This is a genomic window from Sorangium sp. KYC3313, assembly GCF_052075895.1.
Lineage (GTDB): Bacteria > Myxococcota_A > Polyangia > Polyangiales > Polyangiaceae > Sorangium > Sorangium cellulosum_B.
This window is the reverse complement of record NZ_CP197255.1, coordinates 10,283,098-10,308,477: the sequence shown is the minus strand read 5'-3', so window position 1 is coordinate 10,308,477 and position 25,380 is coordinate 10,283,098. Positions and strand designations below refer to the sequence as shown.

Annotated in this window: 22 protein-coding genes; 7 read left to right on the top strand and 15 right to left on the bottom strand. The window is 67.9% G+C overall.

Annotation, left to right across the window (positions count from 1 at the left end):
* Window positions 1-211 precede the first annotated feature (211 nt).
* From ACSRUE_RS39075 to ACSRUE_RS39055, 5 genes are all read right to left on the bottom strand, one after another.
* Window positions 212-2,314 carry a P-loop ATPase, Sll1717 family gene (locus ACSRUE_RS39075; RefSeq protein ID WP_441288004.1) on the bottom strand — a complete coding sequence of 701 codons (2,103 nt, stop codon included), beginning with the start codon at window positions 2,312-2,314 and terminating at the stop codon, window positions 212-214.
* 81 nt (window positions 2,315-2,395) lie between these two features.
* On the bottom strand, window positions 2,396-3,565 hold the full coding sequence (locus tag ACSRUE_RS39070) for a 5'-methylthioadenosine/S-adenosylhomocysteine nucleosidase family protein (protein ID WP_441288003.1): 1,170 nt from the start codon (window positions 3,563-3,565) through the stop codon (window positions 2,396-2,398).
* A gap of 531 nt (window positions 3,566-4,096) precedes the next feature.
* Complete coding sequence (locus ACSRUE_RS39065; RefSeq protein WP_441288002.1) at window positions 4,097-5,512, bottom strand: cytochrome P450; 1,416 nt, start codon at window positions 5,510-5,512, stop codon at window positions 4,097-4,099.
* 230 nt (window positions 5,513-5,742) lie between these two features.
* The gene (locus tag ACSRUE_RS39060; protein ID WP_441288001.1) at window positions 5,743-7,023 is read right to left on the bottom strand and encodes a glycosyltransferase; all 1,281 of its coding nucleotides are present in this window, start codon (window positions 7,021-7,023) and stop codon (window positions 5,743-5,745) included.
* 14 nt (window positions 7,024-7,037) lie between these two features.
* On the bottom strand, window positions 7,038-7,832 hold the full coding sequence (locus tag ACSRUE_RS39055; RefSeq protein WP_441288000.1) for an OmpA family protein: 795 nt from the start codon (window positions 7,830-7,832) through the stop codon (window positions 7,038-7,040).
* Window positions 7,833-8,047: 215 nt separating this feature from the next.
* Here ACSRUE_RS39055 and ACSRUE_RS39050 point away from each other — a divergent pair, with 215 nt between their 5' ends.
* Window positions 8,048-9,460, top strand: coding sequence for an L-serine ammonia-lyase (locus ACSRUE_RS39050; RefSeq protein ID WP_437769260.1), 1,413 nt, complete (start codon window positions 8,048-8,050; stop codon window positions 9,458-9,460).
* A gap of 40 nt (window positions 9,461-9,500) precedes the next feature.
* Here ACSRUE_RS39050 and chrA read toward each other — a convergent pair whose 3' ends face one another.
* From chrA to ACSRUE_RS39035, 3 genes are read right to left on the bottom strand one after another with little or no spacing between them, the layout of a single operon-like run.
* Entirely contained in the window at window positions 9,501-10,703 is a 1,203-nt protein-coding gene (gene chrA / locus ACSRUE_RS39045) for a chromate efflux transporter (protein WP_441287999.1), read from the bottom strand.
* Window positions 10,700-11,182 (bottom strand): DoxX family protein, encoded by a 483-nt coding sequence (locus ACSRUE_RS39040; RefSeq protein WP_437769879.1) that lies wholly within the window; start codon window positions 11,180-11,182, stop codon window positions 10,700-10,702. Before ACSRUE_RS39040 ends, chrA begins: the two co-directional genes overlap by 4 nt.
* Complete coding sequence (locus tag ACSRUE_RS39035) at window positions 11,182-11,586, bottom strand: PadR family transcriptional regulator (protein WP_437769258.1); 405 nt, start codon at window positions 11,584-11,586, stop codon at window positions 11,182-11,184. Before ACSRUE_RS39035 ends, ACSRUE_RS39040 begins: the two co-directional genes overlap by 1 nt.
* Window positions 11,587-11,894: 308 nt before the next feature.
* On the opposite strand from ACSRUE_RS39035, the gene ACSRUE_RS39030 reads away from it, so the two are divergent.
* On the top strand, window positions 11,895-12,614 hold the full coding sequence (locus tag ACSRUE_RS39030; protein WP_437769257.1) for a hemerythrin domain-containing protein: 720 nt from the start codon (window positions 11,895-11,897) through the stop codon (window positions 12,612-12,614).
* A gap of 231 nt (window positions 12,615-12,845) precedes the next feature.
* Window positions 12,846-13,727 (top strand): AraC family transcriptional regulator, encoded by an 882-nt coding sequence (locus ACSRUE_RS39025; RefSeq protein WP_437769256.1) that lies wholly within the window; start codon window positions 12,846-12,848, stop codon window positions 13,725-13,727.
* 78 nt (window positions 13,728-13,805) lie between these two features.
* On the opposite strand, the gene ACSRUE_RS39020 is transcribed toward ACSRUE_RS39025, so the two are convergent.
* Window positions 13,806-14,798, bottom strand: a complete 993-nt coding sequence (locus tag ACSRUE_RS39020; RefSeq protein ID WP_441287998.1) for a VOC family protein — start codon at window positions 14,796-14,798, stop codon at window positions 13,806-13,808.
* A gap of 414 nt (window positions 14,799-15,212) precedes the next feature.
* Complete coding sequence (locus tag ACSRUE_RS39015; protein ID WP_441287997.1) at window positions 15,213-15,974, bottom strand: hypothetical protein; 762 nt, start codon at window positions 15,972-15,974, stop codon at window positions 15,213-15,215.
* A 762-nt stretch (window positions 15,975-16,736) separates the two neighbouring features.
* Here ACSRUE_RS39015 and ACSRUE_RS39010 point away from each other — a divergent pair.
* From ACSRUE_RS39010 to ACSRUE_RS38995, 4 genes are all read left to right on the top strand, one after another.
* Window positions 16,737-17,036 carry a hypothetical protein gene (locus ACSRUE_RS39010; RefSeq protein WP_441287996.1) on the top strand — a complete coding sequence of 100 codons (300 nt, stop codon included), beginning with the start codon at window positions 16,737-16,739 and terminating at the stop codon, window positions 17,034-17,036.
* 330 nt (window positions 17,037-17,366) lie between these two features.
* On the top strand, window positions 17,367-17,798 hold the full coding sequence (locus ACSRUE_RS39005) for a CBS domain-containing protein (protein ID WP_441287995.1): 432 nt from the start codon (window positions 17,367-17,369) through the stop codon (window positions 17,796-17,798).
* A gap of 152 nt (window positions 17,799-17,950) precedes the next feature.
* Entirely contained in the window at window positions 17,951-18,145 is a 195-nt protein-coding gene (locus tag ACSRUE_RS39000) for a hypothetical protein (protein ID WP_441287994.1), read from the top strand.
* 336 nt (window positions 18,146-18,481) lie between these two features.
* Window positions 18,482-19,948: a hypothetical protein gene (locus ACSRUE_RS38995; protein WP_441287993.1), complete on the top strand. Its 1,467-nt coding sequence runs from the start codon at window positions 18,482-18,484 to the stop codon at window positions 19,946-19,948.
* Window positions 19,949-20,412: 464 nt separating this feature from the next.
* Here ACSRUE_RS38995 and ACSRUE_RS38990 read toward each other — a convergent pair whose 3' ends face one another.
* From ACSRUE_RS38990 to ACSRUE_RS38970, 5 genes are all read right to left on the bottom strand, one after another.
* Entirely contained in the window at window positions 20,413-20,595 is a 183-nt protein-coding gene (locus ACSRUE_RS38990; RefSeq protein WP_441287992.1) for a hypothetical protein, read from the bottom strand.
* A 107-nt stretch (window positions 20,596-20,702) separates the two neighbouring features.
* Window positions 20,703-20,993, bottom strand: coding sequence for an RNA recognition motif domain-containing protein (locus tag ACSRUE_RS38985; RefSeq protein ID WP_437769247.1), 291 nt, complete (start codon window positions 20,991-20,993; stop codon window positions 20,703-20,705).
* Between the two features lie 812 nt (window positions 20,994-21,805).
* Window positions 21,806-23,062: a hypothetical protein gene (locus ACSRUE_RS38980; RefSeq protein ID WP_441287991.1), complete on the bottom strand. Its 1,257-nt coding sequence runs from the start codon at window positions 23,060-23,062 to the stop codon at window positions 21,806-21,808.
* A gap of 148 nt (window positions 23,063-23,210) precedes the next feature.
* Window positions 23,211-24,485: a hypothetical protein gene (locus ACSRUE_RS38975; RefSeq protein WP_441287990.1), complete on the bottom strand. Its 1,275-nt coding sequence runs from the start codon at window positions 24,483-24,485 to the stop codon at window positions 23,211-23,213.
* Complete coding sequence (locus ACSRUE_RS38970) at window positions 24,469-25,143, bottom strand: RNA polymerase sigma factor (protein ID WP_437769244.1); 675 nt, start codon at window positions 25,141-25,143, stop codon at window positions 24,469-24,471. The genes ACSRUE_RS38975 and ACSRUE_RS38970 overlap by 17 nt, the downstream gene beginning before the upstream one ends.
* Window positions 25,144-25,380 lie beyond the last annotated feature (237 nt).

The following is a 25,380-nucleotide window of genomic DNA, read 5'->3' as shown; positions in this document are numbered from 1 at the left end:
ACGATGTTTCCGGTGCTCGGCACACGCGTGGTGGATTGTCGAACGCAGAATTGTGGTGTGGGCGGGCGGAGCCCAACCATCAGCACGAACTTCTTGCTAGTCAGCGTCCTGTGGCGTTCGAAGCTCCTCGAGGAATGCATTTCTGAACTCCGCCAAGCGGCGATGATCGTGCTCGCCCCAGCCTTGCGCCCCGTTACGACGGTTGAGGAGGTTAACTGCTCCGGCTTCGAGACTTGTCTCTCGGTGACTTCACACCGATATAATTCCGCAGATGAGTGTCCAACCTCTTCATCATATGACTCTCCCAGTAGTCCCTTCGGCTTCTTCCCCTGTACTTGGAGACGAAACGCTTCAGCATGCTCGCCGGCAGAAGAAAGGGCAACACGTTGCGCTGAGTATATACTTCTTGCAGCCAGCTTCTCTCCTTTTCAGTGGCGCCCTCATTCTCCGTTCGGTACACAATAACAACAAATCGACCGTAGTCGCGCCCGGAGCACGATAGTGCTTGGTGAACATCATCGATTGATAGATCTGAATAATTTCTGATCTCGAAAACCACTTCTCGAGAGGAGTACTCGAGAAGCACTCGATGCCAGAAACCGTCCCTGGCACAATTGGCTGCAACGATATCGCGGCGCTGTGCTGCCACAACGCTTGGTTGATGCTGCACGTTGCTCAGCGCACCTGCAAAGACAATCTTGATTGCTCGCAGAACCCAGTCTTCAAATGCCTGCGCCCCCGCGTCTCCTTCTGCGATTCGATGCAGTTCTTCAACCGTCACGCCAAGACGCTGTATCCGGCGGTCCTGAAACTCTTCAGCCCCCATGCCAGCCGCCTTAGCATCGTTGTATTCGTCATGGACTTGCGTGACGAGCTCAATGTCAGCTGTTCCTTCGGTAATGTCCAGCGCTCTCCAATAACATGGATGAACGGCCACGGGAGCTGTGAGCGGAATGTTCGCAAGATCGGAGCGCGCGCCGTCGTGACAGAATACGTAGGGCGAAGACGGCTCCGGCTGGAAGCCGAGGAAGCCAACGCCGTGCAAAGCCATAAAAATCTCCCCTGCGGTTCCGAATATTGCGAAGTCGCGTGCCGCTTCGGTGGTATAGGTTTCGCGAGAAAGCGCGTCGTCCAGCAAGATGAGTGCATCGCCATACGTCCAGACAGCTCGTTTGCTTCGAAATAGCTCTGCAAACAATCTCAGTCCCGGCAGAACAACATTGTACTCTTTGAATAGGTCATCAAGACGCTCGGCAGAGACCATGCGCGCCGCCACATCAACATCAGTATCGACGATTTGTGACCTGCTTGCGGCGACTGCGACCGAGTAAGCGCGATTGAGGAGGACAATCAAATCCCGCGGGCGATACAACGTACTGTGGAGGCACCGCTCGAACCCTTCTCGACCCTCAACTCCACGTTGAGCGAAGCGGTTCCAGATTTTCACGTCGTTCTCCGTCTTAAGATCCTGACTAGCCCGAATGCGCTCCGCGATGAGATGGAGAAGTGTCGGGCCGTCCCACCGCAGACGCAAATCGGCGCCCTCTATATGTCGGGAGAAGTCGTCGTCAAAGTAGGCGAGGGCTCGAAACATATTGTCACGCACAAACGCGATGACGTGAACGTGAGCATGTCGCTCGCTAAAGTCGCTTGCCGCCAGAATAAGACCCCCCAGTAGTGCAGTTGGCACTGCCGTTGGTCGCCACCCGTCGTCAAGCTTGTCAAAGAGTAAGACTGCTCGGCGTCGGGTCTCGGCAAGCGCAGACGTAACGACATGTTCAAGCGTCTCGAGATCTAGGTCAGAGGCGATTTGTCCTGGCAGCGTCTTCGGACTCGCCGTTTTGTGCCCCTCAAGTACACGCAATGCGTAGCCGTAAGCACTGTCAACCTTTTGGAGCGAAGCGTGGGAAGAGATGTAGTCCTGAATCTCGTCGTTAATCTGCACGCGGCGAAGCTTGAAGTGATCTAAGAGGCCACGCGCAAGTATCAGGAGAACGTAGCCTCTCCATAGCAAACGTGCTGCGGCGCGAGTGGAACGGTAGTCCGCTTGAATGGCTTCAAAAAAAGCCTGCAGCGCAAGATTTTCATGCTCTCGCGGGACCTCGCAGTGGAGGACGATACGATCGTTGTGCTTCAGCTCTTCAGCAACACGCTTGTAAAGGGCGCTCTTGCCCGTGCCGCGCCTACCAACGACAACTCGAAAGTCGGTGGTGTCCACCAAGGCCCGGAAATTAGCCGTCTCCACGAACGCGCGCTGGAGCAGTTTGTCCGACTCGGCCTGTGAACCCCCAAGAACGTTCCCCGGTGAAAGCATGGCGAGACGTGGGATCCTTTCTGGCCGATCAGATTTCTGTCCGTGCTAGTCGATCGGCTCCTTGTTAGCTGCGTTTCCGTGTTAGCCAGCATTTGGTACGAGGTTTTCCCATTCAGACCTCAAAAAGTGCCATGCGAAGGACGAGGCTGTGTATGCAGCATAATCTTGCCAGCCATCGTCCTTGTTGTGTGCGAAGTCGCAGATCGACTTGAAGCAAAGGAAAATTGGTTCGGGCTGAATGGCCTCTCGACAGGCGCAGTGGACTCCATATGCTTCCATTTCGAGCCCGATTACCTTTCGCTGGTGCCGAAGTATCTCTTCCACTGGTCCTTTCGCATCTATTACAGAAGGTCCAGTGGCAAGGGGGCCGACGTGGAGTCGGAGTTGGGTAGGAGGGGACGCTGCTATCCAGCCTGCGGCGATCTGATCCAGATTGCGACGTTGGCGTTGCCAATCCTTAAGAATTGCGAGCGCCCGTGGACTTATCGGAATCGGGCGTGGATCTGGTTGAAATTCGGTTTTTCTTCCATCGGAGGTCAGCTTGCCCGCTTGGTAGTCGAAGGTTTGCTCGGCAGCGAGTATGTCGCCAAAGCCCTGAGAGCCCGCTCGAATTCCTGCGGCGATTCCTACCATAGTGACGACGCGGGGACGAAAACGCCACGTAAGCTTGGTGGCCAGAACGGCCGAGGCAGCTGAGCCCATTTGATTCGGGGCAGCCGCCAGAATGTGAAGCTGCGTACCGGCATCGGTTGTTACGGTTGCTGTGTGGTACGTGTGCGGGTCTGAAGTCGTCGCCGGCATTCGACTCCAGCCCGTTCCACTTGTGCGCATCAACTTGTCCAGTTCGGGGTTGTGAAGTGCGCAGATAATAACAACGTGAACCGACTGGGCGGACTCGTCTTGTGCTGTGGATCGCGCTGGCGATTCAGCGGTAGCGAAGGTCGTATCCGACCAGAAGTCCTTGATCTCGGCGATCATCGACTCAAGAACGGCCTGTGCATCTCCAAGCCCATTGAGAAACCGCTGTTCGAAGACCTGGGTCGTACCACGGCTGCCCAGTGCGGCGGGGGTGTATGAGATCTGGTTGAAACGTTCGCCGTTTTCATGATCTTCACCGAAGATCTTGCCGATGACAACAGCAGTGTGCCGGTGCCACTTTGTAAATTCTGGGCTGCCGCGGCCGGCCCTTCGAACGTCCGCAATTGCGTCGATCTGACGCTGGAGCCGAATTAAAGATTCGCTCTTATTCATATTGTGTCGGAGGCCTCGTTTTCGGTTCTGCGGGTCCCTTAATTGTGAGTGTGCTTCTGGCGCCCTTGCCTGGCTAACTATCAGTCGATTGGTCAACCGAGACCGCCGGACCAGGTCTGTCTAGTTCGTCGCCTTTTGTGACCTCCCCACGGAAAATCTCACGGATCGGTTCTGCGCCGCAAGGCCCAAATGCTGTCCAGTGCCATGGAGTAGATCAACCTAACACCGGTGGCCGTCGCCGCCTTTCCGGGGGGGCCGAGGGAGCCTGGAGGGAGGGGGCGCGGCGGGCGCGGCCAGAGGCGTCGTGCCGCATCGCGCCTGGATGACAAGGCGCGGCCGCCTCATCAGGAGGTTGCGGGACACCTATCAGTCCGTTCCAACCTCGGACCGAAGGGTTCGTCGAGGGCGGGCCGTGGAACGACATGCCCTGCGACGCCGAGCCGCCCTACGTGTGCAGGCTGCCTCGACGAGGATCACGGACGCTCCAGCCGCAGAGGCAGACAGCGCGGCCGCTCACCTCGGTCCTCTCATTTACCTTCCCGCGCGCGGCTCCAGCCGGAGCCACACGCCGCCGGACGTGCGCAGCGTGGTCGCGAAGTGCAGCCGCGTCGTCCGTCCCGGCACCGCGCTGATCCGGTAGCGCTGGAGGAGCCGGGCGAGGATGAGCTGCCCTTCCATGAGCGCGAACTCCTTGCCGACGCACTGCCGCTGCCCGATCCCGAACGGGATGAACGCGAGCGGGTGCCGGGCGCGCGCGTGCTCGGGCGTGAACCGGCCAGGGTCGAAGCGCGCCGGGGCCTCCCAGTGGTCGGGGTGCCGGTGCAGGACATAAGTCATGACACCCACCATCGTGCCGGCGGGGATGCGGAAGCCGTCGATCTCGTCGTCCTCGATCGCGGTGCGAAGTATCCAGTACGCTGGCGGGTAGAGCCGGAGCGCCTCCTGGACGACCGCGAGCGCGAGCGGGAGCCTGGGGACGTCCGCGAAGCCGGGCCGCCTGTCGCCGAGCGCCTCGTCGACCTCCGCCGCGAGCGCCCGCAGGAGGTCGGGGTGCTCGACCAGGAGGTGGAGCGCCCACGCGAGGGCGACCGAGGTCGTCTCGTACCCGGCGAGGAACATCGACACCGCCTCGTCCCGCAGCTGCTGGTTGGTCATCTGCTCGCCGGTCTCGGCGTCCACCGTGGCGAGGAGGATCGAGAGCAGATCGCCGCCCCGCCCCGGCTGCGCGCGGCGCTGCGCGATGAAGCGAAACACGTGCTCGTCGATCGCCCTCGCCGATCGCTCGAAGCGGCGCCGCCCGGGGGCCGGTATCCAGCTCGGCAGCGCCCGGAGCGCGGCCCCGAGGAGCATGTAGTCGAGCGCGTACCGGAGCGAGCCGCCGACGGTGTCCGCCTCCTCCTTGGTGATCCCCGTGCCGAACATGGTGTTGAGGATGACCTTCATCGTGATGTGCGGGAGCTCCCGCTCGGCGTTGACCGGGCGCCCCGCGGCGGCGGCCGCGCCGAAGCCGGCCATGCCGTCGTCGATCGCCTGCACCATGAGGTCGCACATCGCGGCGAGCCGGTCCCGGTGGAACTCCGGCTGGATCATCCGCCGCTGCCGCAGCCAGAGATCCCCCTCGCTCGTGGGCAGCCCATCGCCGATGAGCGAGCGCACGCTCTCCCATATCGCGCCGCCCTTGCGGTAGTTGCGCGCGTTGTCGCGCAGGACGTGCTGCGCGTGCCTCGGGTGGTTCAGCGCGACGAGCCGCGCGACCCCGAGATCGATCGTGTACAGATCGCCGAGCTGCTCTCTCGCCGAGAGGAGGTAATCGAGCCGATCCTTGAGCAGGTGCGGGAGCACGCCGACGAGCGGTAAGCCGCGCGTCGACGGCGGCGCGCTCGCGCGGGCGGCGGCGCCGGCGGTGGCGCGGGCGGGTGTGCTGGAGAGAAGGTCTGGCTGCATCATGGCGTCGTCAAGGTAAGGGGTGTATCCGCGCGAGGGGCGGTATCCGAGCCGCTCGCCGGATGGAGCGCCCGCTGCGCTGATCGGACGAGAGTACATGAGCGCGGAGCCCGGCGACGAGGACTTTGAGTTAGACACCATCGCAGCGCGCCGTCGCCTCCCACAGTGTGACCGCGCGAAGCACACGCGACGGCGTGGGCGTCCGAGGGTCGATGTCCTCGGACGCTGGATTCCTACGCTGTCACACCACCGCGCGCCTCGAGGTGCCGCTCGATGTGGCCTATCGCCGCGGCCACTCCGTCCTCGCTGCGGATCTTCCGTCCGAGCTCCTCGGCGCGCTCTTTCATGCCGGCGTCGGTCGCGGCGGTCCGGATCGCGGCCGCGAGCGCGTCGGCGGTGAGGCGTGGCCGCGGGATGGCGCGCGGGCCGACGCGGAGCTCCTCGACGCGGCGCCCCCAGAAGAGCTGGTCCGCGAGGTGCGGGACGACCACCGCGGGCCGCCCGGCGCGCAGGCACGCGGCCACGGTGCCGGCGCCCCCGTGGATCACCGCGGCGGCGACGCGCGGATAGAGCCAGTCGTGCGGCGCGGCGTCGATCCGGAGGAGGGTGTCGGGCAGCGCCATGTCGCCGAGCCCGGCCCAGCCGGAGAGCAGGACGGCGCGCTGGCCGCTCCGCGCGACCGCGTCGACGAGGAGCCTCGTCGTGGCGCCGGGATCGTGGGACGTCATGCTGCCGAAGCCGAGGGCGACCGGCGGCTCGCCCGCCGCGAGGAACCGCTCGAGGGCCTCGGGCGGCCTGTACCCTTCGCCCTCGTCGAGGAACCAGTAGCCCGTCGTGTGGTAGCTGGGCGGCCAGTCCGTCGGGTGCGGGACGACGTGGGCGCTGTAGCCGTGGACGACCAGCATGCGGCGCAGCGCGGCCATGTACGTTCGCCGATCCTGCGGCGGCAGGCCGAGCCTCTGCCGCACGCGGGCCGTCACGCCGCGGTACCAGCGCCACACCGTCGGCTCGATCAGGAGCTTGCCGAACAGGAGGTTGAGCACGCTGTCGCGGCGCGGGACAGGGGCCGCGAGCGCGGTCGGCCCGTGGCGCGTCGCCAGGATGGAGGGCTGGAGCGGCATGCTGACCTGCACCGCGCCGGAGGCCTCGGCGATGGAGGCCGCGTACGTGTCCGAGGTGAAGCTGCTCAGGATGAGCTCGGCGCCCTCGCAGGCGCGCAGGGCGTCGTCGGCCATCTCCGCGCCGAAGCGGTCGATGATCCGCTGCAGGATCCGCGACTGGGCCATGGGGTTCGTGCCGCGCGACACCCACGCTTTGCCGAGGTCGCTCTCCATGATGTCGACCGAGTCGACGCTCGCCGGGATGGCGGCGAGCCCGTGCGCCTCGATCCAGGGCAGGAAGCTCTTGCCGGCGAGGACGCGGACGGCGTGGCCGCGGGCCGCGAGCGCCTTGCCGAGCGCGATGGCGGGCTGGACGTCGCCGCGGCTGCCGAGGGCGAGGACGGTGGTCTTCACGGGGCCGCCTCGCCTCAGAGCGCCTTCCAGGACGCGTCGCCCGACGGCAGCCGCGGCGGCTCGACCGACAGGATGTAGTCGACCCGGCGGTTGCGCGGCTCGTCCACCTGGTCCGCTGTCTTCACGAGCGGCGCCGACTCGCCGAGCCCCTCGAAGGCGATGGGGAGCTTCACGCCGCGGCCCTTGAACCAGGCGGCGATCGCGCGGGCGCGCTTCCGCGACAGGGCGAGGTTGTGCTCCACGCTGCCGACCGTGTCGGTGTGGCCGACGATGAACAGCGTGATCTTGCCGAGCTCGCTGGTCTTCGCCACGACCTCCGCGATCTTCTGGAGGCTCGCCTCCAGCTTGGGCACCTCGGAGGCGCGGATGACGTCGGAGCTGGTCTCGAACTGCACCTCTTCGTGGGGGATGCTCACGTTCCAGGGGAGGATCGCGATCCCCGCCCAGTACCCCTCGGTGTCGTAGCCGTACACCTCGATGCGCGCGACGGGCTCGTCGCTCGAGGGCGACCAGGTCACGGCGAGCGGCGAGCCGGCGGCGGCCCCGCCGAACGGCTTCTCCTCTTCGGCCAGGACGGCGCCCGACTGCCCGAGGACCTTGATGCGCACCTTGCTGGCGGCGCGCGACAGCTTCACCTCGATCTGGCGGCCCTTGAGGTCCACCTTGGACCTGTCGATCGTCACCTCGAGCGCGGGCGGCCTCGCCTGAGCGCCTTGCGGTGGTGAGGGCGCGGGCGAGGGGCCGTCGGCGCGCGCGGCGGCGGGGGCGAGCAGGGAGGCGGCGAGGAGCACGGCCGGGGCATGGCGCATGGGGATCCCCATCTCTGGAGGGTGAGGGAAACGCGGGAAGACGTCCCCGAGCATACCAAAAGGCGCGCGTGGTGGAGCGGCGGGGTGACGTGCTGTGTGTTCGCGGCGCGAGCCGCCCTGCGCGCCGGCCTGCACCGGTGTAGGGTGTACCGTCGAGCGTCGAGCGCGCTCCGGCAAAGGCGCCGGAGATCCTGCTGAACGGCGTTCCACGTCACATGGCAGTCACCATTTTCGACCTCTTCAAGATCGGTATCGGGCCCAGCAGCTCGCACACGGTCGGGCCGATGCGCGCGGCGCGCATGTTCGCGGTGGATCTCGACGAGGCGGGCCTGCTCGCCCGCGCCGCGGCGGTGTCGGTGGAGCTGTTCGGGTCGCTCGGCGCCACCGGCCGCGGCCATGGCAGCGACAAGGCCGTGATCCTCGGGCTGATGGGCGAGACGCCGGACGGGGTGGACGTCGAGCGGGCGGGCGCGATCGTCGAGGGCGTGCGGCAGAGCGGCCGGCTGTCGCTGCTCTCCCGCCACGAGATCGGCTTCCAGGTGAAAGGGCACCTGGTCTTCCTGCACCGGAGCCTGCCGTTTCATCCGAACGGCATGCGCTTCACGGCGCTGGACGAGGGGGGCGCGCCGCTGCGCGCGCGCGTGTACTACTCGGTGGGCGGCGGCTTCGTGGTGAACGAGGCGGCGGCGAAGGGGGAGAACCCGATCGAGGCGGACACGACGCCGCTGCCGTATCCGTTTCACAGCGCCGCGGAGCTGCTCGCCGCGTGCGCGGCGAGCGGCCTGTCGGTGAGCCAGGTCATGCTGGAGAACGAGAAGGTCTTTCGCCCGGAGGCGGAGACCCGGGCGGGTCTCCTGCGCATCTGGGGGGTGATGCAGGACTGCGTGCGGCGCGGCTTCCGGGCGGAGGGCGTGTTGCCCGGCGGCCTCAAGGTGGTGCGCCGCGCGCCGGCCCTGTACCGCAAGCTCATCGAGAGCCCCGAGGCGGGGCTCCGGGATCCGCTGACGGCGATGGACTGGGTGAGCCTCTACGCGCTCGCGGTGAGCGAGGAGAACGCCGCCGGGGGCCGCGTGGTGACCGCGCCGACCAATGGCGCGGCGGGGATCATCCCGGCGGTCCTGCACTATTACCGGCGCTTCGTGCCGACGTCGACGGACGAGGGGGTCATCCGTTTTCTACTCACGGCGGGCGCGATAGGCATTCTCTACAAGGAGAACGCGTCGATCAGCGGCGCGGAGGTGGGGTGTCAGGGCGAGGTGGGCTCGGCGTGCTCGATGGCCGCGGGCGCGCTGGCCGAGGGGCTGGGCGGCACGCCGGAGCAGGCGGAGAACGCGGCCGAGATCGCGATGGAGCACAACCTCGGGCTGACGTGTGATCCGGTGGGCGGGCTCGTCCAGGTGCCGTGCATCGAGCGCAACGCGATGGCCGCGATCAAGGCCATCAGCGCGGCGCGCATGGCGCTGCACGGCGACGGGGCGCACTTCGTGAGCCTCGACAAGGTGATCAAGACGATGCGCGACACCGGGGCAGACATGGAGTCGAAGTACAAGGAGACGGCGCGCGGGGGGCTCGCCGTCAACGTGCTCGAGCTGCCGGTGGAGGTGGGGGTCAATCTGCCGGAGTGCTAGGATTGCAGGGCCAAGGTCCTCCTTGGCCGCGACGCCGACCTCACCCCGCGAGTCCTGCGCTGTGGATGGCCCAGCCCAGCGCGCCGCCGCCGACGACGAGCCACGTCGAATTGACCTTGAAGCGAAAGAGCAGGAGCGCGCTCGCGGCCGCCAGCAGCACGGTGGGCAGATCGACGAGCGAAGCGCGGCCGAGCTGCACCGTCACGACGAGCATCAGAGCGAGAGAAGCGACGTTCACTCCATCGAGAACCGCCCCCGCGACCGGCGAGCGGCGCAGCCGCGGCATCAGGGGGCCGCTCACGGCGACGAAGAAGAACGCGGGCAAGAAGATGCCGATGGTCGCGACGAGCGCGCCCGCAGGGCCGGCCAGCACGTACCCCACGAACGTCGCCGTCGTGAACACGGGCCCCGGCGTGACTTGCCCCACCGCGATCGCGTCCATGAGCTGCGCCTCGGTCATCCAGCCGAGCCGCTCCACGAGATCCGCACGAAGGAACGCGAGCAAGACATAGCCACTGCCGAAGAGGACCGCGCCGGTCTTGAAGAACACCCAGAAGAGCCCTGGCAGCGTGACCGACCCTGCGAGGGCAAACCCGGGCAGCCAAGGCGCCAGCGCCGCCGCTCGGTTGCCGGCATCTTCGTCGCTCGGCGCCGGGGGGCGGGCGGAAGGCTTGCCGAGGCGGGCGAGCGCCACGCTGGCAGCGCCCGCGCCGAACAGCACGGCGAGCTCGTTCACGCCGAGCCACGCGAGGACGGCTGCCAGCACGCCGAGGAGCCTGAGCGACGTGGTGCGGGCGGCCTTCGGCGCGAGCGCGCCAATCGCCTGCACCACGACCGCGATCATCACGGGCTTGATGCCGTAGAGCAGCCACGTCGCTGCCGGTAACGTTCCGAAGCGCACGTAGGCCCAGCCGAGGGCGCCCGTGATGAGCATCGCGGGCAGGATGAAGCAGACGCCGGCCACCGCGAGGCCCGGTCCTCGCGCTCGGTCGTAGCCGATGTGGATCGCCATCTCCGTCGAATTGGGGCCGGGAATGAGGTTCGTCGCGCCGAGCAGGTCGAGGAAGCGCTCCTCCGAGAGCCACTTGCGCCGGCGCACGACCTCGTCCTGCATCATCGCGATGTGAGCGGCAGGCCCCCCGAACGCCGTCACGCCGAGGCGCAGAAACAGCCACGCGAGCTCGCGCAGATCAGCCCCCGTCCAGCGCCGGACCGACGTGGGAGAGGTGGTCGATTCATTCACGGCGCGCTCCGGCGCCGTGCCAAGCGCGCGTCGACGGACAAGCGCCCCGCGCCGACGACGACGAGAAAGAGCGCGCCCAGCAGCATCGCCCAGTCCGTCCTCGCCTCGTGGGCCATGCTCCAGAAGCCGTAGTGCGGCAGCTTGCGCACGTGGAAGCCGAGGATGTCTCGGCCGAGCAGGATCGGAAGCTTGGTCGAGACCAGCGCCACGACCATGTTGAAGACGAGCAGAGCGGCGGCGAGCCGGGTCAGGAGCCCCGCGAGCACGAGCGCCCCGCAGACGATCTCGACCACCCCTACGAAAGGTCCCATGGCTTCCGCCCACGGGATGCCGATCTTGACGAACCGTCCGGCGCCGAGCTCCGCTGGATACATGAACTTCTGGATCCCTTCGGACAGGAACACGGCCCCGACCGAGAGGCGGACGAGGAGCGTCGCCGCGGGCGCCTCGGAATCGAGCATCTTGCGCAGGTGTTTCATCATTTCGTTCCAGCCCTCGTTGATGGAGTGCGCTTGCGGGGGCGCACGGCGGCGCCGCGGTTCTCGCCTGAAGCTGCCGCGCGGCCGCGGGGCTCCTCGCCCAGGACGACCTCGCGGTAGAGCTCCGCCACGTCGCGCTTGAGCGCAGCGAGCAGCCGGCGGCCGGCGGCCGTCGCGCGGTAGCTTCGCCGGCCACGCGCCTGCGTCTCTTGGCTGGCCTCCAGCCAGCCGTGGCGCTCCATGCGGGCGAGCGCCGGGTAGAGCGTTCCGGGGCTCAACCGATGGCCGTGCTCTGCGAGCTCCTCCAGGAGCCACAGGCCCCAAACTTCGCGCGCCGCGGCGTGGTGAAGGATGTGGATCTTCCAGAGGCCCACCCGGATCTCACGATCCGCCGTCGAGATCATAGTTCGAAGCGCGTAGACGATCTTCGTAATGTCGTCAAGCTCGACACGCTGTCGTACGGACGCGGCCTGTGGCCTTCCGGCTCGGTCCTACGATCGAACCCGGCGCCTCCGCATCGGCCGGCTCGGTGCTGCCTGGTATCGTGATCCATGGCTCGAACCGCCCGCATCGCAGGTCATGGTATGCAGCCGGCTGCTGCGCTCGTGACCGGCGCCTCCAGGGGAATGGGCTGCTCGATGGCACCGCGCGCGTGGAGGGGCTGAAGCACGGGTAGCAAGCCGGGGCGCGCTGCGGGAGGGAGGCATCGTCCATGAACAACGACGGATTGTCGCGAAGGACGCTGGTGCTCGCGACCAGCAGCATCGGCATGAGCGCCGTCCTCGGTGCCTGCGCGCGTCCGCGCGACGCGGCGGCCCGCGAACCGAGACAGGACGGCGGCGCTGGGGAAGGCGACGAAGTCACCCCCGGTGAAGATCTGATGCGAGAGCACGGCGTCCTGCGCCGGGTCATGTTCCTGTACGACGAAGCAATCCGGCGCCTGGACGGGCACGAAGATGTCCCGGGCGACGTGCTCCTCTCGGCTGCGGGCGTCGTGCGCCGGGTGATCGAGGACTATCACGAGAAGCTCGAAGAAGACTTCCTGTTCCCCCGCTTCGAGAGGGCCGGCAAGCACACCGATCTCGTCGCGGTGCTCCGGCGCCAGCACCAGGCGGGGCGCCTCGTGACCGACGACGTGCTGACGTTCGCGAAAGAGCCGCTCCGCGAGCAAGCCGCCCGCCGCAAGCTCGCCGACAGGCTGCGCGCGTTCAATCGGATGTACCGGCCGCACGCGGCGCGCGAGGACACGGTGCTCTTTCCCGCGCTTCGGGCGCTCGTCGGCGCCAAGGTGTATGCCGATCTCGGCGAGCAGTTCGAGGACAAGGAACACCGCATGCTCGGCAAGGGGGGCTTCGAGAAGGCGGTCGCTGAGGTCGCCGAGCTCGAGGCGGCGCTCGGGATTGCTGACCTCGCGAGCTTCACGCCAACCTAGAGCGACAAACGGGTTGAAACCCCAGAAAAGAGCAGGAATTTGAACCGCCAAGCCCGCCAAGGACGCCAAGATCGTGTTTTGTTCTTGGCGTCCTTGGCGCCTTGGCGGCTCATTTCTCGCTCGATCAACGTGAGCGGTGTCCTAGGGGGAAGGTGCGACGGGAGTGCTCGGGCTTCGTGACCGCCGCGCGGCGATGTGGCCGGCGACGTGATCGTCGGGCATAATGCCCACGTGTTGTATGTCCGCCACGTGCCGGGTCCGCCGCTCTCGGCGCACGTCGCCGAGCTCTGGTACCTTTCGGCTGCTCCGCCTCACGCGGCCGAGCGTATCCTGCCCTCCGGTACCCTCCAGCTGGTCGTCAACCTCGACCAGGACGAGGTTCGCGTCTACGACGGCCCCACCATTCGCCGCTACTCCGGTGCCGTCGTCTCGGGCGCGTACCAGTCCGCCTTCGGCGTCGACACGCGCGAGCACGCGTCGATGGTCGGGGTCCAATTCCGCCCCGGCGGCGCGTGGCCGTTCCTCGGCGCGCCGCCCGGCGCGCTGACCGACACGCACGCCGACCTCGCGGAGCTCTGGGGGCAGCGAGCGGCGGAGCTCCGCGACCGCCTGTGCGCGGCGCCGGAGCCGCGCGCTCGCTTCGCGCTGCTCGAGCGCGCGTTGCTCGACCGCCTTTCGGTTGCGCGCCCCGGTCATCCCCTGGTGCCGCACGCGATCGCGGCGCTCGAGGGAGGCGAAAGGCGCGTCGCCGACGTGGCGGCCATGCTCGGCATCAGCCACCGCCGGCTCGTCGACGTGTTCACCGCCGAGACCGGCCTCGCCCCGAAGGCCTTCGCCCGGATCACACGCTTTCGGCGGGCGCTCTCGCAGGCCGAGAGGGAGCGCGAGCCGGACTGGGCCCGGCTCGCTGCCGTGTCAGGGTTCTGCGACCAGTCGCACCTGATCCGCGAGTTCGTGGCGCTCTCCGGCAATTCGCCGACCGCGCTCATCGCCCACTCCTCCCGCGAACCCGTCAAGTTGCACCACATCGCCATCGCCGCGCCAGCCGCGCTGGATGGGGCGCGCGGAAGGGACCGGCAACACGCGCGATCCCGAGGTGTCCCGACCCGATGACCGCGAAGGATCCGCGCGGTGTCGGGGCGCATCGCGGCGCTACCGGCGACGAACCCGGTCGCCTCCGAGTCGTCATGATCAACCCGCCGGCGCCTCGTGAAGCTCGACCGGGTTGCCGTCGGGATCTTCGAGCTGAATCTGCGCGCCCCCCACGCCGCGTTCGATGCCGTTTCGGAAGGGTGTGCCGGCCGCGCGGAGTCGTTCGATGATCGCGGCGAGGTCGTCGACGTAGACCACGACGCGGTTCCAACCGCCCGCGGCCTGAGCGCGGCCGTCGGGCATGGGGCGCGCGCCGGAGCTGCCGGGGCCGCTCAGGAGCAAGCGCAAGTCACCGCGGGAGACCGTCGCGAACGCCGTGCCGGCCTGCAGGTCGAGCGTGAAGCCCAGTTGCTCGGTGTAGAAGCGAACGGCGCGATCGACGTCCGTGTTCTGGTAGCGGACGACTGCCGAGGTGGCATCGGGGCCTTCCGCGGTCGAGGTCGATTCCTTCGGCGCCTCGTGAAGCTCGACCGGGTTGCCGTCGGGATCTTCGAGCTGAATCTGCGCGCCTCCCACGCCGCGTTCGATGTCGTTTCGGAAGGGTGTGCCGGCCGCGCGGAGTCGTTCGATGATCGCGGCGAGGTCGTCGACGTAGAGGACGATGCGGTTCCAGCCGCCCGCGACCTGAGCGCGGCCATCGGGCATGGGGCGCGCGCCGGAGCTGCCGGGGCCGCTCAGGAGCAGGCGCAAGTCACCGCGGGAGACCGTCGCGAACGCCGTGCCGGCCTGCAGGTCGAGCGTGAAGCCGAGTCGCTCGGTGTAGAAGCGAACGGCGCGATCGACGTCCGTGATCTGGTAGCGGACGACGGCCGAGGTGGCATTGGGGCCTTTCATGACCGAGGTCGATCCGGTGGTATGGGACATGCAGCCTCCGAGAGAGAGAATGACCAGGATGAGGATGATCTTGAGGAAGATCTTCATGCGCCGATTCTGTTGCCCGCGCGCGCCGCCGTATTGGACAAATTGGAAGCCACGGCGGTCGAGGCCCTCGTGCGCATGCGCCGCACCGAACGACGCTTCGCCATCCTCCACGTGCTGTGTGTCAGCGTTTGACCATGCGGGGAGCCGCAAGGCGGTGGAAGGGGCCTGCGCCGTGGTGTCCGCGGTCGCACGCCGGGACGCTCGGATTGCGATTGCCCGGCGCGCCCGGGTGCGCTCTCCTTCGACGCAGGAAGCGGGAGACTCTCCCGCGAGCGCGCCGCGATGAAGCCCTCGTACGAAGCTCGTGCACCAGAGATCGTGACGGAGCCCGAGAAGGTGGACCAGCTGCCGGCGCGGCGCCCGCGGGGGCGGGCGGCTGCGACGGGGCTCCGGCGACGTCGAGCGCGGCGAGCACCGCTCCCGCCGCGGGGCCGGGCGTCGTGGCCGCGGGCGGGGTGGCGGGCAAGGTCAAGCGCTCGAAGGAGCGCTCGGCATCGCCCTCTTCACGCGTCCCTCACGGCACGCCTACGGTATCACGAAAATGACCGAGAGATCATCCACGTAGAAGGCGCCCGTGGAGTTCGCGCCCATCCAGGCCCTGACCGCGCCGAAGTTCCGCGCCTGGTTGAGGAAGTAGATCGGGATCGCGACGTCGAGGCTGCCCGACGCCGCCCCCAGGAGGGTAATGGTCGCCGTCGCCGCGCTCGCGCCGATGTTGAACGTCACCTGCACGCTGAACACCTGCCCGCGTTGATACGTCCCGAAGATCAAGTTGCTGTCGTCGTTGACGCGCACCGTTCCGTTCGTGAGAAAGTCGAGGTGCAAGAAGCTGTTCAGGTCGCTCAGCGGCTGGTTGAAGCCCTCGAACTGCAGCGTCGGGACTCCGCCGTCCGCGCCTGGAATGAAGAGCCTGGCGGTCGCCATGTATTGACCATCTCCGCGGAAGGCGCTGAAGCGACCCTGGATCGACGTCACGTCGTTGAAGCTCGGGTGCTGGATGAGCACCCACTGATCGTTGGCCTCGCCAGCCGGAGAGGCGGCCACCACCACGTTGCCGTTGCCGAGCGCCGTCGCGACGGTGCCGACCGTTTGCTGTGAGCTCGGCAGCTGAGATGCGGTGTCCTGGTTGAACCCGGCGCTGAGCAGCGTCTCCGCGGTGCAGCCTGTGAGCAGCGCCGGCGCGGCCAGCAGCGGCAGACCCAGGATCGTGCGCCGAGAGACGAGGAGCGATTTGCCGGTCGCATGATCTTCGGCGCGAGCAGACGTGTTCGTTCGATTGAACGTCATGTTCATCTCCGTTGTGTAAAATCGGCCTACGCACGACGTGCATGGCTCGGTGGTCAAACGGGCGTTGTCGCCGAGAAGCGCGGCGTACGGCGACGGGTTTCGCAAGCGTCATGCCACGGCGAGCGGGTCGCGCACCCCCCCGACGAGCCCCCGTGTTTGCGCCGAAAACGAGGCCCATCGCGCCCCCGATCTCCGGAGATGAGCGCGCGGCTGCCGAGCCCCCTGTCTCTCTGAAGGAGACACCTGTTCCCCCCGGAGATACAGCGCGAGCAGGGATGGTTTGCGGCGGAGGGCTCCGCGCCGAGGAGGCGCTCGCGTGCCGGCCGGCCACCAGGTGGCCCATGAGGCTGCGCGCTGGCACAAGGCATCAACCCTCGTAGAACTCCGCCTCGAACATCATTGCTGTAGGTCTGATACCTACCGACAATGCCGCTCTGCGGCAAGCCGACCGCCTCACCATCCAAGAGCTGGATCCATGTGCGCCGTCGGCTTCGATGATGGTGATCGGCAACACCAAGCGGGCCGGAGCTAGCGCCCAAGGGTGGCCGGAGTTCGCATCGTGGACGCGGCATAGGCCGGCGGGCGGAGCCCTGGGGCGGCGAGCGGGCGTCGGGAGGGGTCGGCGCACGGGCCTTGCGTCGAGCAGACCATGGTCCGAATTCTCTTTACGCCCGCAACCCAGCCTGAGATGCTATTCGCTGCAACGAAACAATGCGAGACAAGTGCATCGTTTCGAGTGCGAAAGCATCTTGGAGGGGTAACATGCCGATCTCAGTGACAGTCAAAGGCAAGACGTACGAGAGCGACGGTCATTACCATGCGGAAGAGATCATGTTCGCTTCCGTCAAGCGTAAAGGAGATCTCGAGGTAGAAATGAACGGTTGGCCGTGTACGGGCGAGCGATACCACGATTGCCACAAGCTCTTCCTCGACCAGTCCGCTAGCCGCACGATCACGGTGACCATTACCGACGATCATGCCGGCTACGCCGCGAACCATGGGCTCAAATTTGGGGCTAAAGGGAAGATCATCTACGCCAAGGGCGAGGCGAAATACGAGTAGAATGGCGAGCAACTGGAAAGGCGTCTAATCCTCCCGCCAACCATTGCGTGGATCACGCCATTCAGCCGCGCACGCGCCGTTCCGTCACGCCTCCACGCCGTACTTGTCCAGCCACTGTTTCAGGCGCTGGTAGCCCCGGTGAGGCGCGCGGCGCAGCAATTTCACCGCATCCGCAGGCCTTGCGCGAGCGCCCCGGCGGCGCAGCAGCTCCGGGGCGCGGGCGCGCGCTGGTCGGCCTCTTGCATGCTCCGTCGAGCAGGCACAGAGGAGCGGAGCTCGCCATGACGGCAGGCGTGCTCATGCGTGCCGCGAGCGCAAGGAGTCTGTTCGATGAAGCTCAAGAAGAAGTGCAGGGTCGAGGATTACATGAGCACCGCGGTCATCACGCTGAAGGAGGCCGACACGATCAGCGCCGCAAATCTCGAGATGAAGCTCGCGGAGATCCGGCATATTCCCGTGGTCGACGCGAAGGGGCGCGTCGTTGGGATCGTCTCCGATCGCGATTTGCTCCGCCACGTGAGCCGCCTCGACGGCAAGCCCATCCCGATCGAGTCGATCATGACCCGGCGTGTCCGCACCGTGCGATCGACGACACCGGCCGCCGACGCAGCCCAGATCCTCCTCGATCACAAGATCGGCTGTCTGCCGGTGGTCGGCGACGAGGAGCAGCTCATCGGGATCATCACCGAGACCGATTTCCTGAGCATCGCCCAGCAGGCGCTGCGAGGCATCGACGTGACCCACAGCGCCGGAGATCGCTAGAAGGCGGGCTCTCCTGCCTGCGCCGCGCCCGCATCGACCGGCACGAGCCGCGCAATCCTGACTCAGTAACAACGCAACAACGACCGAACAACCAAAGCAGCGCACGCGCGGAGCGCGGGAGACACCAATGCGGAACAAGCTGGAAGACATCGATGAATTCCGTGTGGCTGCACCGGGGGGTCGGCCAGGGCGCAGTGAGCGCGCCTGCCGTGCAAGCCTGCCAGGAGCTCGGGATCCGCGTGATCGCGGGCGAGTGCCCGCTGATGTTCCTCCGGAACACGGGCTTCGTCCACCGGCTCCACGGCTTCGCCAAGAAGATTGTGGGGAGTTACCCGGCGCGTGCGTGAGGCGCCATGAATCGAGGAGATCTCGAGATGACGTCGTATCCTGTCACCCGCCGTTCGCGTTCGATCCGGGTCCCGTGGACGGCACCCCGCGCGATCACGCGAGCACGTTCGCCTGAGGCGTCCTCTCGGCCGTCGAGGAGCTCCTCGGCGCGATGGCTCGCCTCGCTGCCTCGGGGTGCTACGTATCGAGCACCGGCGCGCGTCTGTCCCTGGTTCTTCACCCTCGCTGACAAAATTTAGCGATATCTGGCGCGGCAAACGTGCTCTGTCGAGCGCCGGGGCGCAAAGGACGCGCGAGGGCGGGCGCCGCTCGTCTACGGTGCGTGGATGAGAATCTTGACCTGGTTGACTCTGGGGCTCCTGTGCGCGGCGTGTGGTGATAACGGCGATCCGTCTGGCCCGGGAGGAGGCGGAGCCGGGGGCGCCGCCGCGGCGACCGCGGCCAGCGGCGGCGGTTCGGGCGGCGGTGGCGGCGGTGCGGGTGGCGGCGGCGGCGCGGGGGCCGGGGGCGACGCGACCGGTGGAGGGGCCGGCGTCGGCGTCGATCTCGCCGCGCCTGACGCCATCTTCCTCCACCCGGCGGGGGAGACGACCAACATGGTGTTTCACATCGCGATCGCCGGAGCCGACGACGGCGGCGCCTACGTGAGCGGCGAGGGGTTCGGCGAGATCAAGCTGGGCGCCCAGACGATCACCAAGCTGGGGGCGTTCCTTATCCGCCTCGATCCCGAGGGCGATCTCCTCTGGTCGGCGCCCATCGTCACGGCGCAGCAATCCTCGGCGACGGCCGTGACCGTCGACCGAGCGGGCAATGTGCTCATCGCGGGCGAGCTCTATGGCGAGGTCACGATCGGGGGCACGAAGCTGTCCGGAGCGACGGATGATCCCGACGCCATGGTGGCCAAGCTCGACGCCGGCGGCAGCGTGCTCTGGGCGAAACGCTTCGCCTCCACGGCCGCGGATCGCTGCTTTGCGATCGCGACGGACGCCACGGGCCATGTGTACGTGGGTGGCTATGTCGACGACGATATCGACTTTGGCGGCGGCCTCCTGGCGGTGGATGGCGAGTCCCCGTTTCTCCTGAAGCTCACGCCGGACGGCGACGTCGCCTGGGCCAAGGTGTTCAACAACCCCGGCGGCGCCGGCAGCGCCGTGGCCGGCATCGCCGTCCACGAGGGCGGCGACGTGTCGATCACGGGCTACGCCGACGGGGCGCTGACCATCGACGGCACAGCGCTGTCGCTGCCTGCAGGCTCGACGATGATGGGCTTCGTCGCCCGCTTCTCGAGCGCGGGGGAGGGGCGGTTCGCGCTGCGCTTCGGCGGGCCGGTGTTCGACATGGGCAACGAGATCGCCGTCGGTGGGGGCACGTTCCTCGCCGGCGCGGTGAGCGGCGAGAGCGACGTGCTCGGGACGACGGTGGACGCGGACATCGAGGGCACGCCGTTCGTCGCGAAGCTCACGGAGAGCGGGACGGCCGAGTGGGTGATCACGCCGGAGCCGAGCGGCACGATGTACGGCCTCGCGCCCGACATGGCCGGCGGCGTCTACGCGGCGGGTCGCCACGATGATCTCGTCACCTTCGACTACACCCCGTTCGCGCTGCACGCGAGCGCGTCCTCGGAGGTCACGGCGCTCCACCGCTACGCGTCGAGCGCCGGCGCCTCCGAAGGCATGGCGCTCACCCCCGGCGGCACGCTCTGGGTCGCCGGCACCTTCCACGGTTCCATCGACGTCGGCTCGGGCCCCGTCGCGTCGCCGAGCACCAGCGGATTCGTCTTCCGCGTCCCGGCGCGCAAGTAACGCAAGTAAATGGGCGCCCACCGCCCGAAGAGCCGGATGCGGGAATTCCGCACGTCCGGAACCGTGGGGGCCGGGGGGTAGTCGACCCCGGCACACCCGGCTAGACTAGGGGATTTCGGGGTCGGTGTGCCTTCGCCACTCGTTCCGCGCGCTTGAGTAGGCGGTCCGGGCGGCGAGCTCGCGCTCCACGCCGGTGATGGCGGGCATCTTGCGATGGCACAGCTCCCCGGGAAGGGTGATCTCCACCTGGGTTCGTGCTTCACGCAGCGTGCCGGGCCATCCGCCGGCGGCGGGGCGGCCCTCTCGATGGAGGTCTTGACGCCAACGCCTCGCCCACGCCTGGCCCAGCGCGTTTGCGCTCTGCTCGATGAATCGTTGGCGTACGGTCGCCTGCGCCGAGCCGTCCTGGTCGGTTGCTGGCTCTGGCGGGGCGCGCTCGGCGCCCTGGCTCGGCGCTGGGCGCTTCACTCGATGACCGCAGGCTGAGGCCCCGGGACGATCCCTGCGATGTCCGGATCCTCTCCCGGTGTCCCGCTGACGGCGGAGCCCTTTCCCATGCGGCGCGCGAGACGGTTCGCGTCTTTCTCGCGCTGCTTCTCTTGCCGTTCGCGTTCCTTTTGCCGCTTCAATGCTCCCTGTTTCTGCATGCCGAACCGGCCTTTCGGCGCCTCCGGGCGCGTTCTTCAGCACATCATGGTGCGTCCTGAAAGCGCAGGCGTGGCGGCGCACGAGCACCGCCACGCCGCGCCCGTGATCAGTACCGGTCGCGACCGCCGCCGCCGCCGAAGCCGCGCGCCGGACGCTCCTGCGCTTCGTTGACCTTCAGCGCGCGGCCATCGAGCATGGCGCCGTTCAGCTGCGAGATGGCGCTGGTCGTGGCCTGAGCCGTGCCCATGGTCACGAACGCGAAGCCGCGCGGCTGCCCCGTCTCGCGGTCGGTCGGCATCGCGATCTCACGGACCTCGCCGGCCGCGGCGAACGCGGACTCGAGGGTCTCGCGGGTGGTGTTGAACGAAAGATTTCCTACGTAGAGACGATTTCCCATGCCATCCTGCTCTTTTACGGCTTTCTGGTGCGCTCTGCAGCGCACTCGGCCTGCCATCCGACGAAGCCGTGACGGGTCGAACGGAGACGTGCGGCGCGGAACTTCCGCGCGATCACACGGTGCGTCGTCCAGTCGTCCGAGCGAGCTCGCAATCTCCCCTCGTGAGAGGGAAGATGGAAAGCGTCGTTATAGAGGGCCAGGGACGGTCGTGAGAGGGGCATCCTAGCCCGGTGCATCGTCGTCCGCAAGCGCGCCGTTCCGTCTTCCGTCGCTGAGCCAGCCGCCGACCGCGGGCGGCAGGCGAACAACGAGGTTGCATCGGGGCGAAATGGCCCATGTCCGCGATCGCCGCGCACCTCGCGATCGCCGTGCACCTCGGCCCCGGACCCTGCGAGGGCCCGCGGTGAGCTGGGCGGGGGCCTGGCGCCCGCCCCTCGCGACCGCGCAGCGTGCCGAACGGGCCCGGCTCCCGGCGCTGAGGACGTCCATTTCCCTTGTAGGTCGCGGACGCATCCGACTGCGAACAAACGAGCTGCTTGAGATCGGAGCAGGTCATCGGCTCGATGCTGGTGATCATCGAGTCGGGTCCTGAAGCGGACCCGCACGCACATGCCAGGCTGCGCCCTGACACCGTCCACCTCTGGAGCCTCGAGACGAGCCCGAGCCGGCTCGGGTCCGGCGCGGCGGCGCTCGTCGCGGCCTTCACGCGCAGCGCGCCCTCGCCAGGGTACTATCCCAGGCCGACGGGATCGGGGGAGTCGCCGAGCGAACGGAGCAGTCGGCTCGGGTCCTCGAGGTTGGTCGCGCCGGCGCTACCGAGCGGGCGGCGTTTTCGAAGCGCAGCAAGTGAACTTTGCGTGGCTCGACTCGTGGGCGGCGCAGCGACCGTCGTACCCGGCGTCGAACGCCGCGAGCTCCGCGCCGTCGCTCGCGCACGTGGCGTAGGCCCGTTCCTTGAGGGCGGCCGCGTCGATGCACGAGGAGCCGTCGCCCAGAGAACCACCCCAGCAGGCCTCCGGCGGAGGAGGCGGCGGCTCGACGCCGCAGCACTCGAAGACGGCCTTGCTGGTCTCGTAGCCGGTGCAACGCGGGTTGTCCTCCTCGTAAGTGAAGGAGGTGAACCTGGCGCCTGCGCTCACGCACGTCGCATAGGCCCGATCCTTCATGGCCGTGCGGTCGACGCAGGAGAGGCCATCGCCCAGCTCGCCCTTCCAGCACGGGCCGGACGGAGGAGGCGGAGGAGGAGGAGGAGGCTCGCTACCGCAGCACTCGAAGAAACCCCAGGTGGTCTCGTAGGCCGCGCAGCTCGGGTTGTTCCGCTCGTAATCGAAGAAGGTGAGGTCTGCGGCCGAGCGCGAGCACGCCGCATAAGCCTGGTCCTTGAGCGCGGAGGGGTCGACGCAGGATCTGCGATCGCCCAGCTCGCCCTTCCAGCAGGCGCGTGGCGGAGGGGGCGGCGGCGTGGAGCCGCAGCACTCGAAGGTGGCCTTGGTGGCCTCGTTCGGACCGCAGCGCCCGGGGTCCGGCAGGGCGTCGAGCCAGGTGAGCTGGGCGCCCGCGCTCACGCACATCGCGTAGGCCCGATCCTTGATAGCGCCCATGTCGATGCAGGAGGACCCGTCCCCCAGCTCGCCCTTCCAGCACGAGTTCGGCGGCGGCGGCGGAGGCGGCGGCTCGCCGCCGCAGCACTCGAAGACCACCTCGCTGCTCTCGTGCTCGGCGCAGCTCGGGTTGAGGGTGTCGCTCACGAAGCTCGCGAGCTCCGCGCCCATCCTCGCGCACCTCGCCTGGGCGTGATCCCGGAGCGTGGCCGTGTCGTGGCACGTGAATCCGTCGCCCATATCCCCGAGCCAGCACGCCGAGGGCGGGGGAGGCAAGGTTCCCCCGCCGCCCTCCGCCCCCGGGTCCTCGCCGCCGCCGGTCCCAGGATCCAGGCCACCGCCTTCCCCGCCCGACGAGCCCGCTGGTGGATCGGGATCCGGCGCCAGGTTGATGGTGCACCCGGAGCCGACGAGGAGACTGGATATCGAGACGCTGAGCAATAGACCTATCGCAAGGGAAGTCCGCATCGTGATCCTCCGTGAAAGCCGGCGTTGCGCCGGACAGCTCCGAACGCGCGCCGCTCGAGCTCGGGTCAGCGCGCCCTCTCCGTCGTGTCGCTCTCCCTCTACCAACCGCGACGAGGCCGGCAGTTTCCTCGGGCGGGCGATTTCGCGATTAGAAGGGGCAGCAGGTGTAGCTCAGGCTCGTGGCCGTGGCGTCGGTGCAGGCGACGTGTTTGTCCCCGAACACGCGACGGAAGAGATAGTGGCCCTTGCCGCTGCAGAGCGCCGTGGCCTCGGCATCCAGCCTCTCGTACGGCTGGCATGCCTCACCGAAGTCGATCTCGCTCGTCCAGCACGACGGCGAAGGCAGCGGATCCCCCGGCGGGCAGCACTCGTAGTAGACCCTGGTCGTCTCGTGGTCACCGCAGTCCCGGTCAGGCTGCTCCTGATCGAGGGAGCGGAGCTCCGTGCCCCTGTCCCTGCACATCCTCCAGACCTCGTCCTTGACATACGTCGTGTCGAAGCACGTGACGCCGTCGCCGAGCACCCCTTTCCAGCACGTGGTCAGCGCCATCTTCCCGCACGTGTACTCGGCGTCGAGGTAGCTCCCGTGATCGCAGGGATCGAGCAGCGTCAAATCCGCGACGATGAGGCCCTGCGCCTCGCACTGCGCCCTGGCCTCACGCCGCAACGCGTCCGCCGTCTGGCAGAGCGCCTCGTCCCGCGGGACCACCGGATCTTCGGTCGCGGGCCCTTCGGCGTCCGTGGCACGGGTGCCTTCTCCGCTCTCGCCCTCGTGCGCGGCCGCTTCCGCGGGGACGCCTCCGGCGCCTCGGCGCAGCGCGGCGTGAGACCCGCGCTGCGGGAGAGGAGATAACCCTTCCGGGCCATCAACCCATCTCCGGCCCAGCGTCTGCGGAGGGGTCAGCGGCTCGACGCGCCCGCGCGCCGGCGGAGGCGAGGCGCGGTCGACAGGGAGCCGGCTGTCGTCCAGGAGCCCTGGGGTGTCGTTCGCGTCCCGCGGCGGCACGGCGCTGCGCGGCACGGGCGGCGCCGGAGCGAGCCGGCGGGGAGGTTCCTGGAGGAGCGGGGCGCGGATCCGGGGAGGCGGCGCTGTCGGGCCGTGGGCCGGCGTGCGCTCCAGGAGCCCGGCGTCCGCGGGAGGCGGATCGCCCGCGAGCTCGATCGCTGGCTCGACGGGGCGCTCTGTGAAGATCGAGCCGGGTGTGAGGCCCTGGAGCGCGGTGCCGAGGGCGACGATGCTGGCGCTCGCGCCCAGCGCCAGCACGAGCGAGCGCCCCCCGCTCCCGGCCATGAAGAAAGGCCGCCGCCCGCGCCGGTCGAGCTCCGCGACGAGGCGCGCCTCGAGCCGAGGGGACGGCTTCACCGAGGCGAGCTGCTCGTCCACCTCGCGCAGCAACGCGAGCAGATCACGGTTTCGCGTCATGGCCCACTTCCCATCCGGCGTCGCGTAGCTGCGCAACCGCCTTTTGAATCAGCTTGCAAACGTATCCCTTGGAGTGGCCGAGTATCTCCCCGATCTCCTCCTGCTCCTTGCCGTCGAGATAAAACATCGAGAAAGCGACCTGTTCTTTGGGAGGCAGCGTGCCCAGCGTCTCGAGCGCGCGGCGCAGATCGTCGCGCGCGATCGTCACTTCATCGAGGGGGCTGCGCTCGCCCTCGCCTTGCCCGAGCAGCCAGCGGATGGGCGGGAGCGCGAGGAATCGGTCCCGGCGCAGGCGGTTCAGGCAGCGATTCGAGGTCGTCCGGTACAGCCACCCCTCGAGGTTGTCCCGCTCGGTCAGGTTCTCGAGCGCCTTCATCAGGTCGAGGAAGACGTCCTGCGTCACGTCCTCTGCCCAGGCCACGTTGCCGCGGCCGTAGCGGAGCGCGAGTCGGTAGACCAAGCGATGGTGGTTGCGGTAGAGCGCGCCGAGCTCCAGCGCGTCTTCGCCGGAGCGCTGCGTCACGGCGGGGGGGAGCTTCCGCTCCGAAGGCACGGCGATGTCGTCCGGCGGAGCGCTCCGGCCTGCGTCCGCCGGAGGGGGGAGCAGCTCCTCCGTCCGGGTCTGGCCCTCGAAATGAGGTCGCGCGGCGAGGTTCACCGGCGCCTCCGAGCGAGGGTCCCGTCCGCCGCGAAGCCCCACGAGCCGACCAAGGGTTGCGCCATCTGACACCCTACACAATCGAGGTCGGCGCTGGTTTCCTGTCGGCGGCCTCAGGCGCCGATTTCCCCTCCACGGGGTTCTCCTGGTACCCTCCTGCAACGTCCGCGGTAGAATCGGCGAACGCCACGAGAACCGCTGCGGCTCGGCGTCGTCGGGCCGTCGAGGCGCCGGGAG

What these genes read in the sequence shown, in the direction of transcription:
- ACSRUE_RS38975 (WP_441287990.1), bottom strand. Translation starts at nt 24,485, where the DNA reads ATGACGCGAAACCGTGATCTGCTCGCGTTGCTGCGCGAGGTGGACGAG.
- ACSRUE_RS39075 (WP_441288004.1), bottom strand. Translation starts at nt 2,314, where the DNA reads ATGCTTTCACCGGGGAACGTTCTTGGGGGTTCACAGGCCGAGTCGGAC.
- ACSRUE_RS39055 (WP_441288000.1), bottom strand. Translation starts at nt 7,832, where the DNA reads ATGCGCCATGCCCCGGCCGTGCTCCTCGCCGCCTCCCTGCTCGCCCCC.
- ACSRUE_RS39000 (WP_441287994.1), top strand. Translation starts at nt 17,951, where the DNA reads ATGAATTCCGTGTGGCTGCACCGGGGGGTCGGCCAGGGCGCAGTGAGC.
- ACSRUE_RS39005 (WP_441287995.1), top strand. Translation starts at nt 17,367, where the DNA reads ATGAAGCTCAAGAAGAAGTGCAGGGTCGAGGATTACATGAGCACCGCG.
- ACSRUE_RS39040 (WP_437769879.1), bottom strand. Translation starts at nt 11,182, where the DNA reads ATGAAACACCTGCGCAAGATGCTCGATTCCGAGGCGCCCGCGGCGACG.
- ACSRUE_RS38990 (WP_441287992.1), bottom strand. Translation starts at nt 20,595, where the DNA reads ATGCAGAAACAGGGAGCATTGAAGCGGCAAAAGGAACGCGAACGGCAA.
- ACSRUE_RS39065 (WP_441288002.1), bottom strand. Translation starts at nt 5,512, where the DNA reads ATGATGCAGCCAGACCTTCTCTCCAGCACACCCGCCCGCGCCACCGCC.
- ACSRUE_RS39030 (WP_437769257.1), top strand. Translation starts at nt 11,895, where the DNA reads ATGAACAACGACGGATTGTCGCGAAGGACGCTGGTGCTCGCGACCAGC.
- ACSRUE_RS39050 (WP_437769260.1), top strand. Translation starts at nt 8,048, where the DNA reads ATGGCAGTCACCATTTTCGACCTCTTCAAGATCGGTATCGGGCCCAGC.
- ACSRUE_RS38985 (WP_437769247.1), bottom strand. Translation starts at nt 20,993, where the DNA reads ATGGGAAATCGTCTCTACGTAGGAAATCTTTCGTTCAACACCACCCGC.
- ACSRUE_RS38980 (WP_441287991.1), bottom strand. Translation starts at nt 23,062, where the DNA reads ATGCGGACTTCCCTTGCGATAGGTCTATTGCTCAGCGTCTCGATATCC.
- ACSRUE_RS39010 (WP_441287996.1), top strand. Translation starts at nt 16,737, where the DNA reads ATGCCGATCTCAGTGACAGTCAAAGGCAAGACGTACGAGAGCGACGGT.
- ACSRUE_RS39070 (WP_441288003.1), bottom strand. Translation starts at nt 3,565, where the DNA reads ATGAATAAGAGCGAATCTTTAATTCGGCTCCAGCGTCAGATCGACGCA.
- ACSRUE_RS39015 (WP_441287997.1), bottom strand. Translation starts at nt 15,974, where the DNA reads ATGACGTTCAATCGAACGAACACGTCTGCTCGCGCCGAAGATCATGCG.
- ACSRUE_RS39035 (WP_437769258.1), bottom strand. Translation starts at nt 11,586, where the DNA reads ATGATCTCGACGGCGGATCGTGAGATCCGGGTGGGCCTCTGGAAGATC.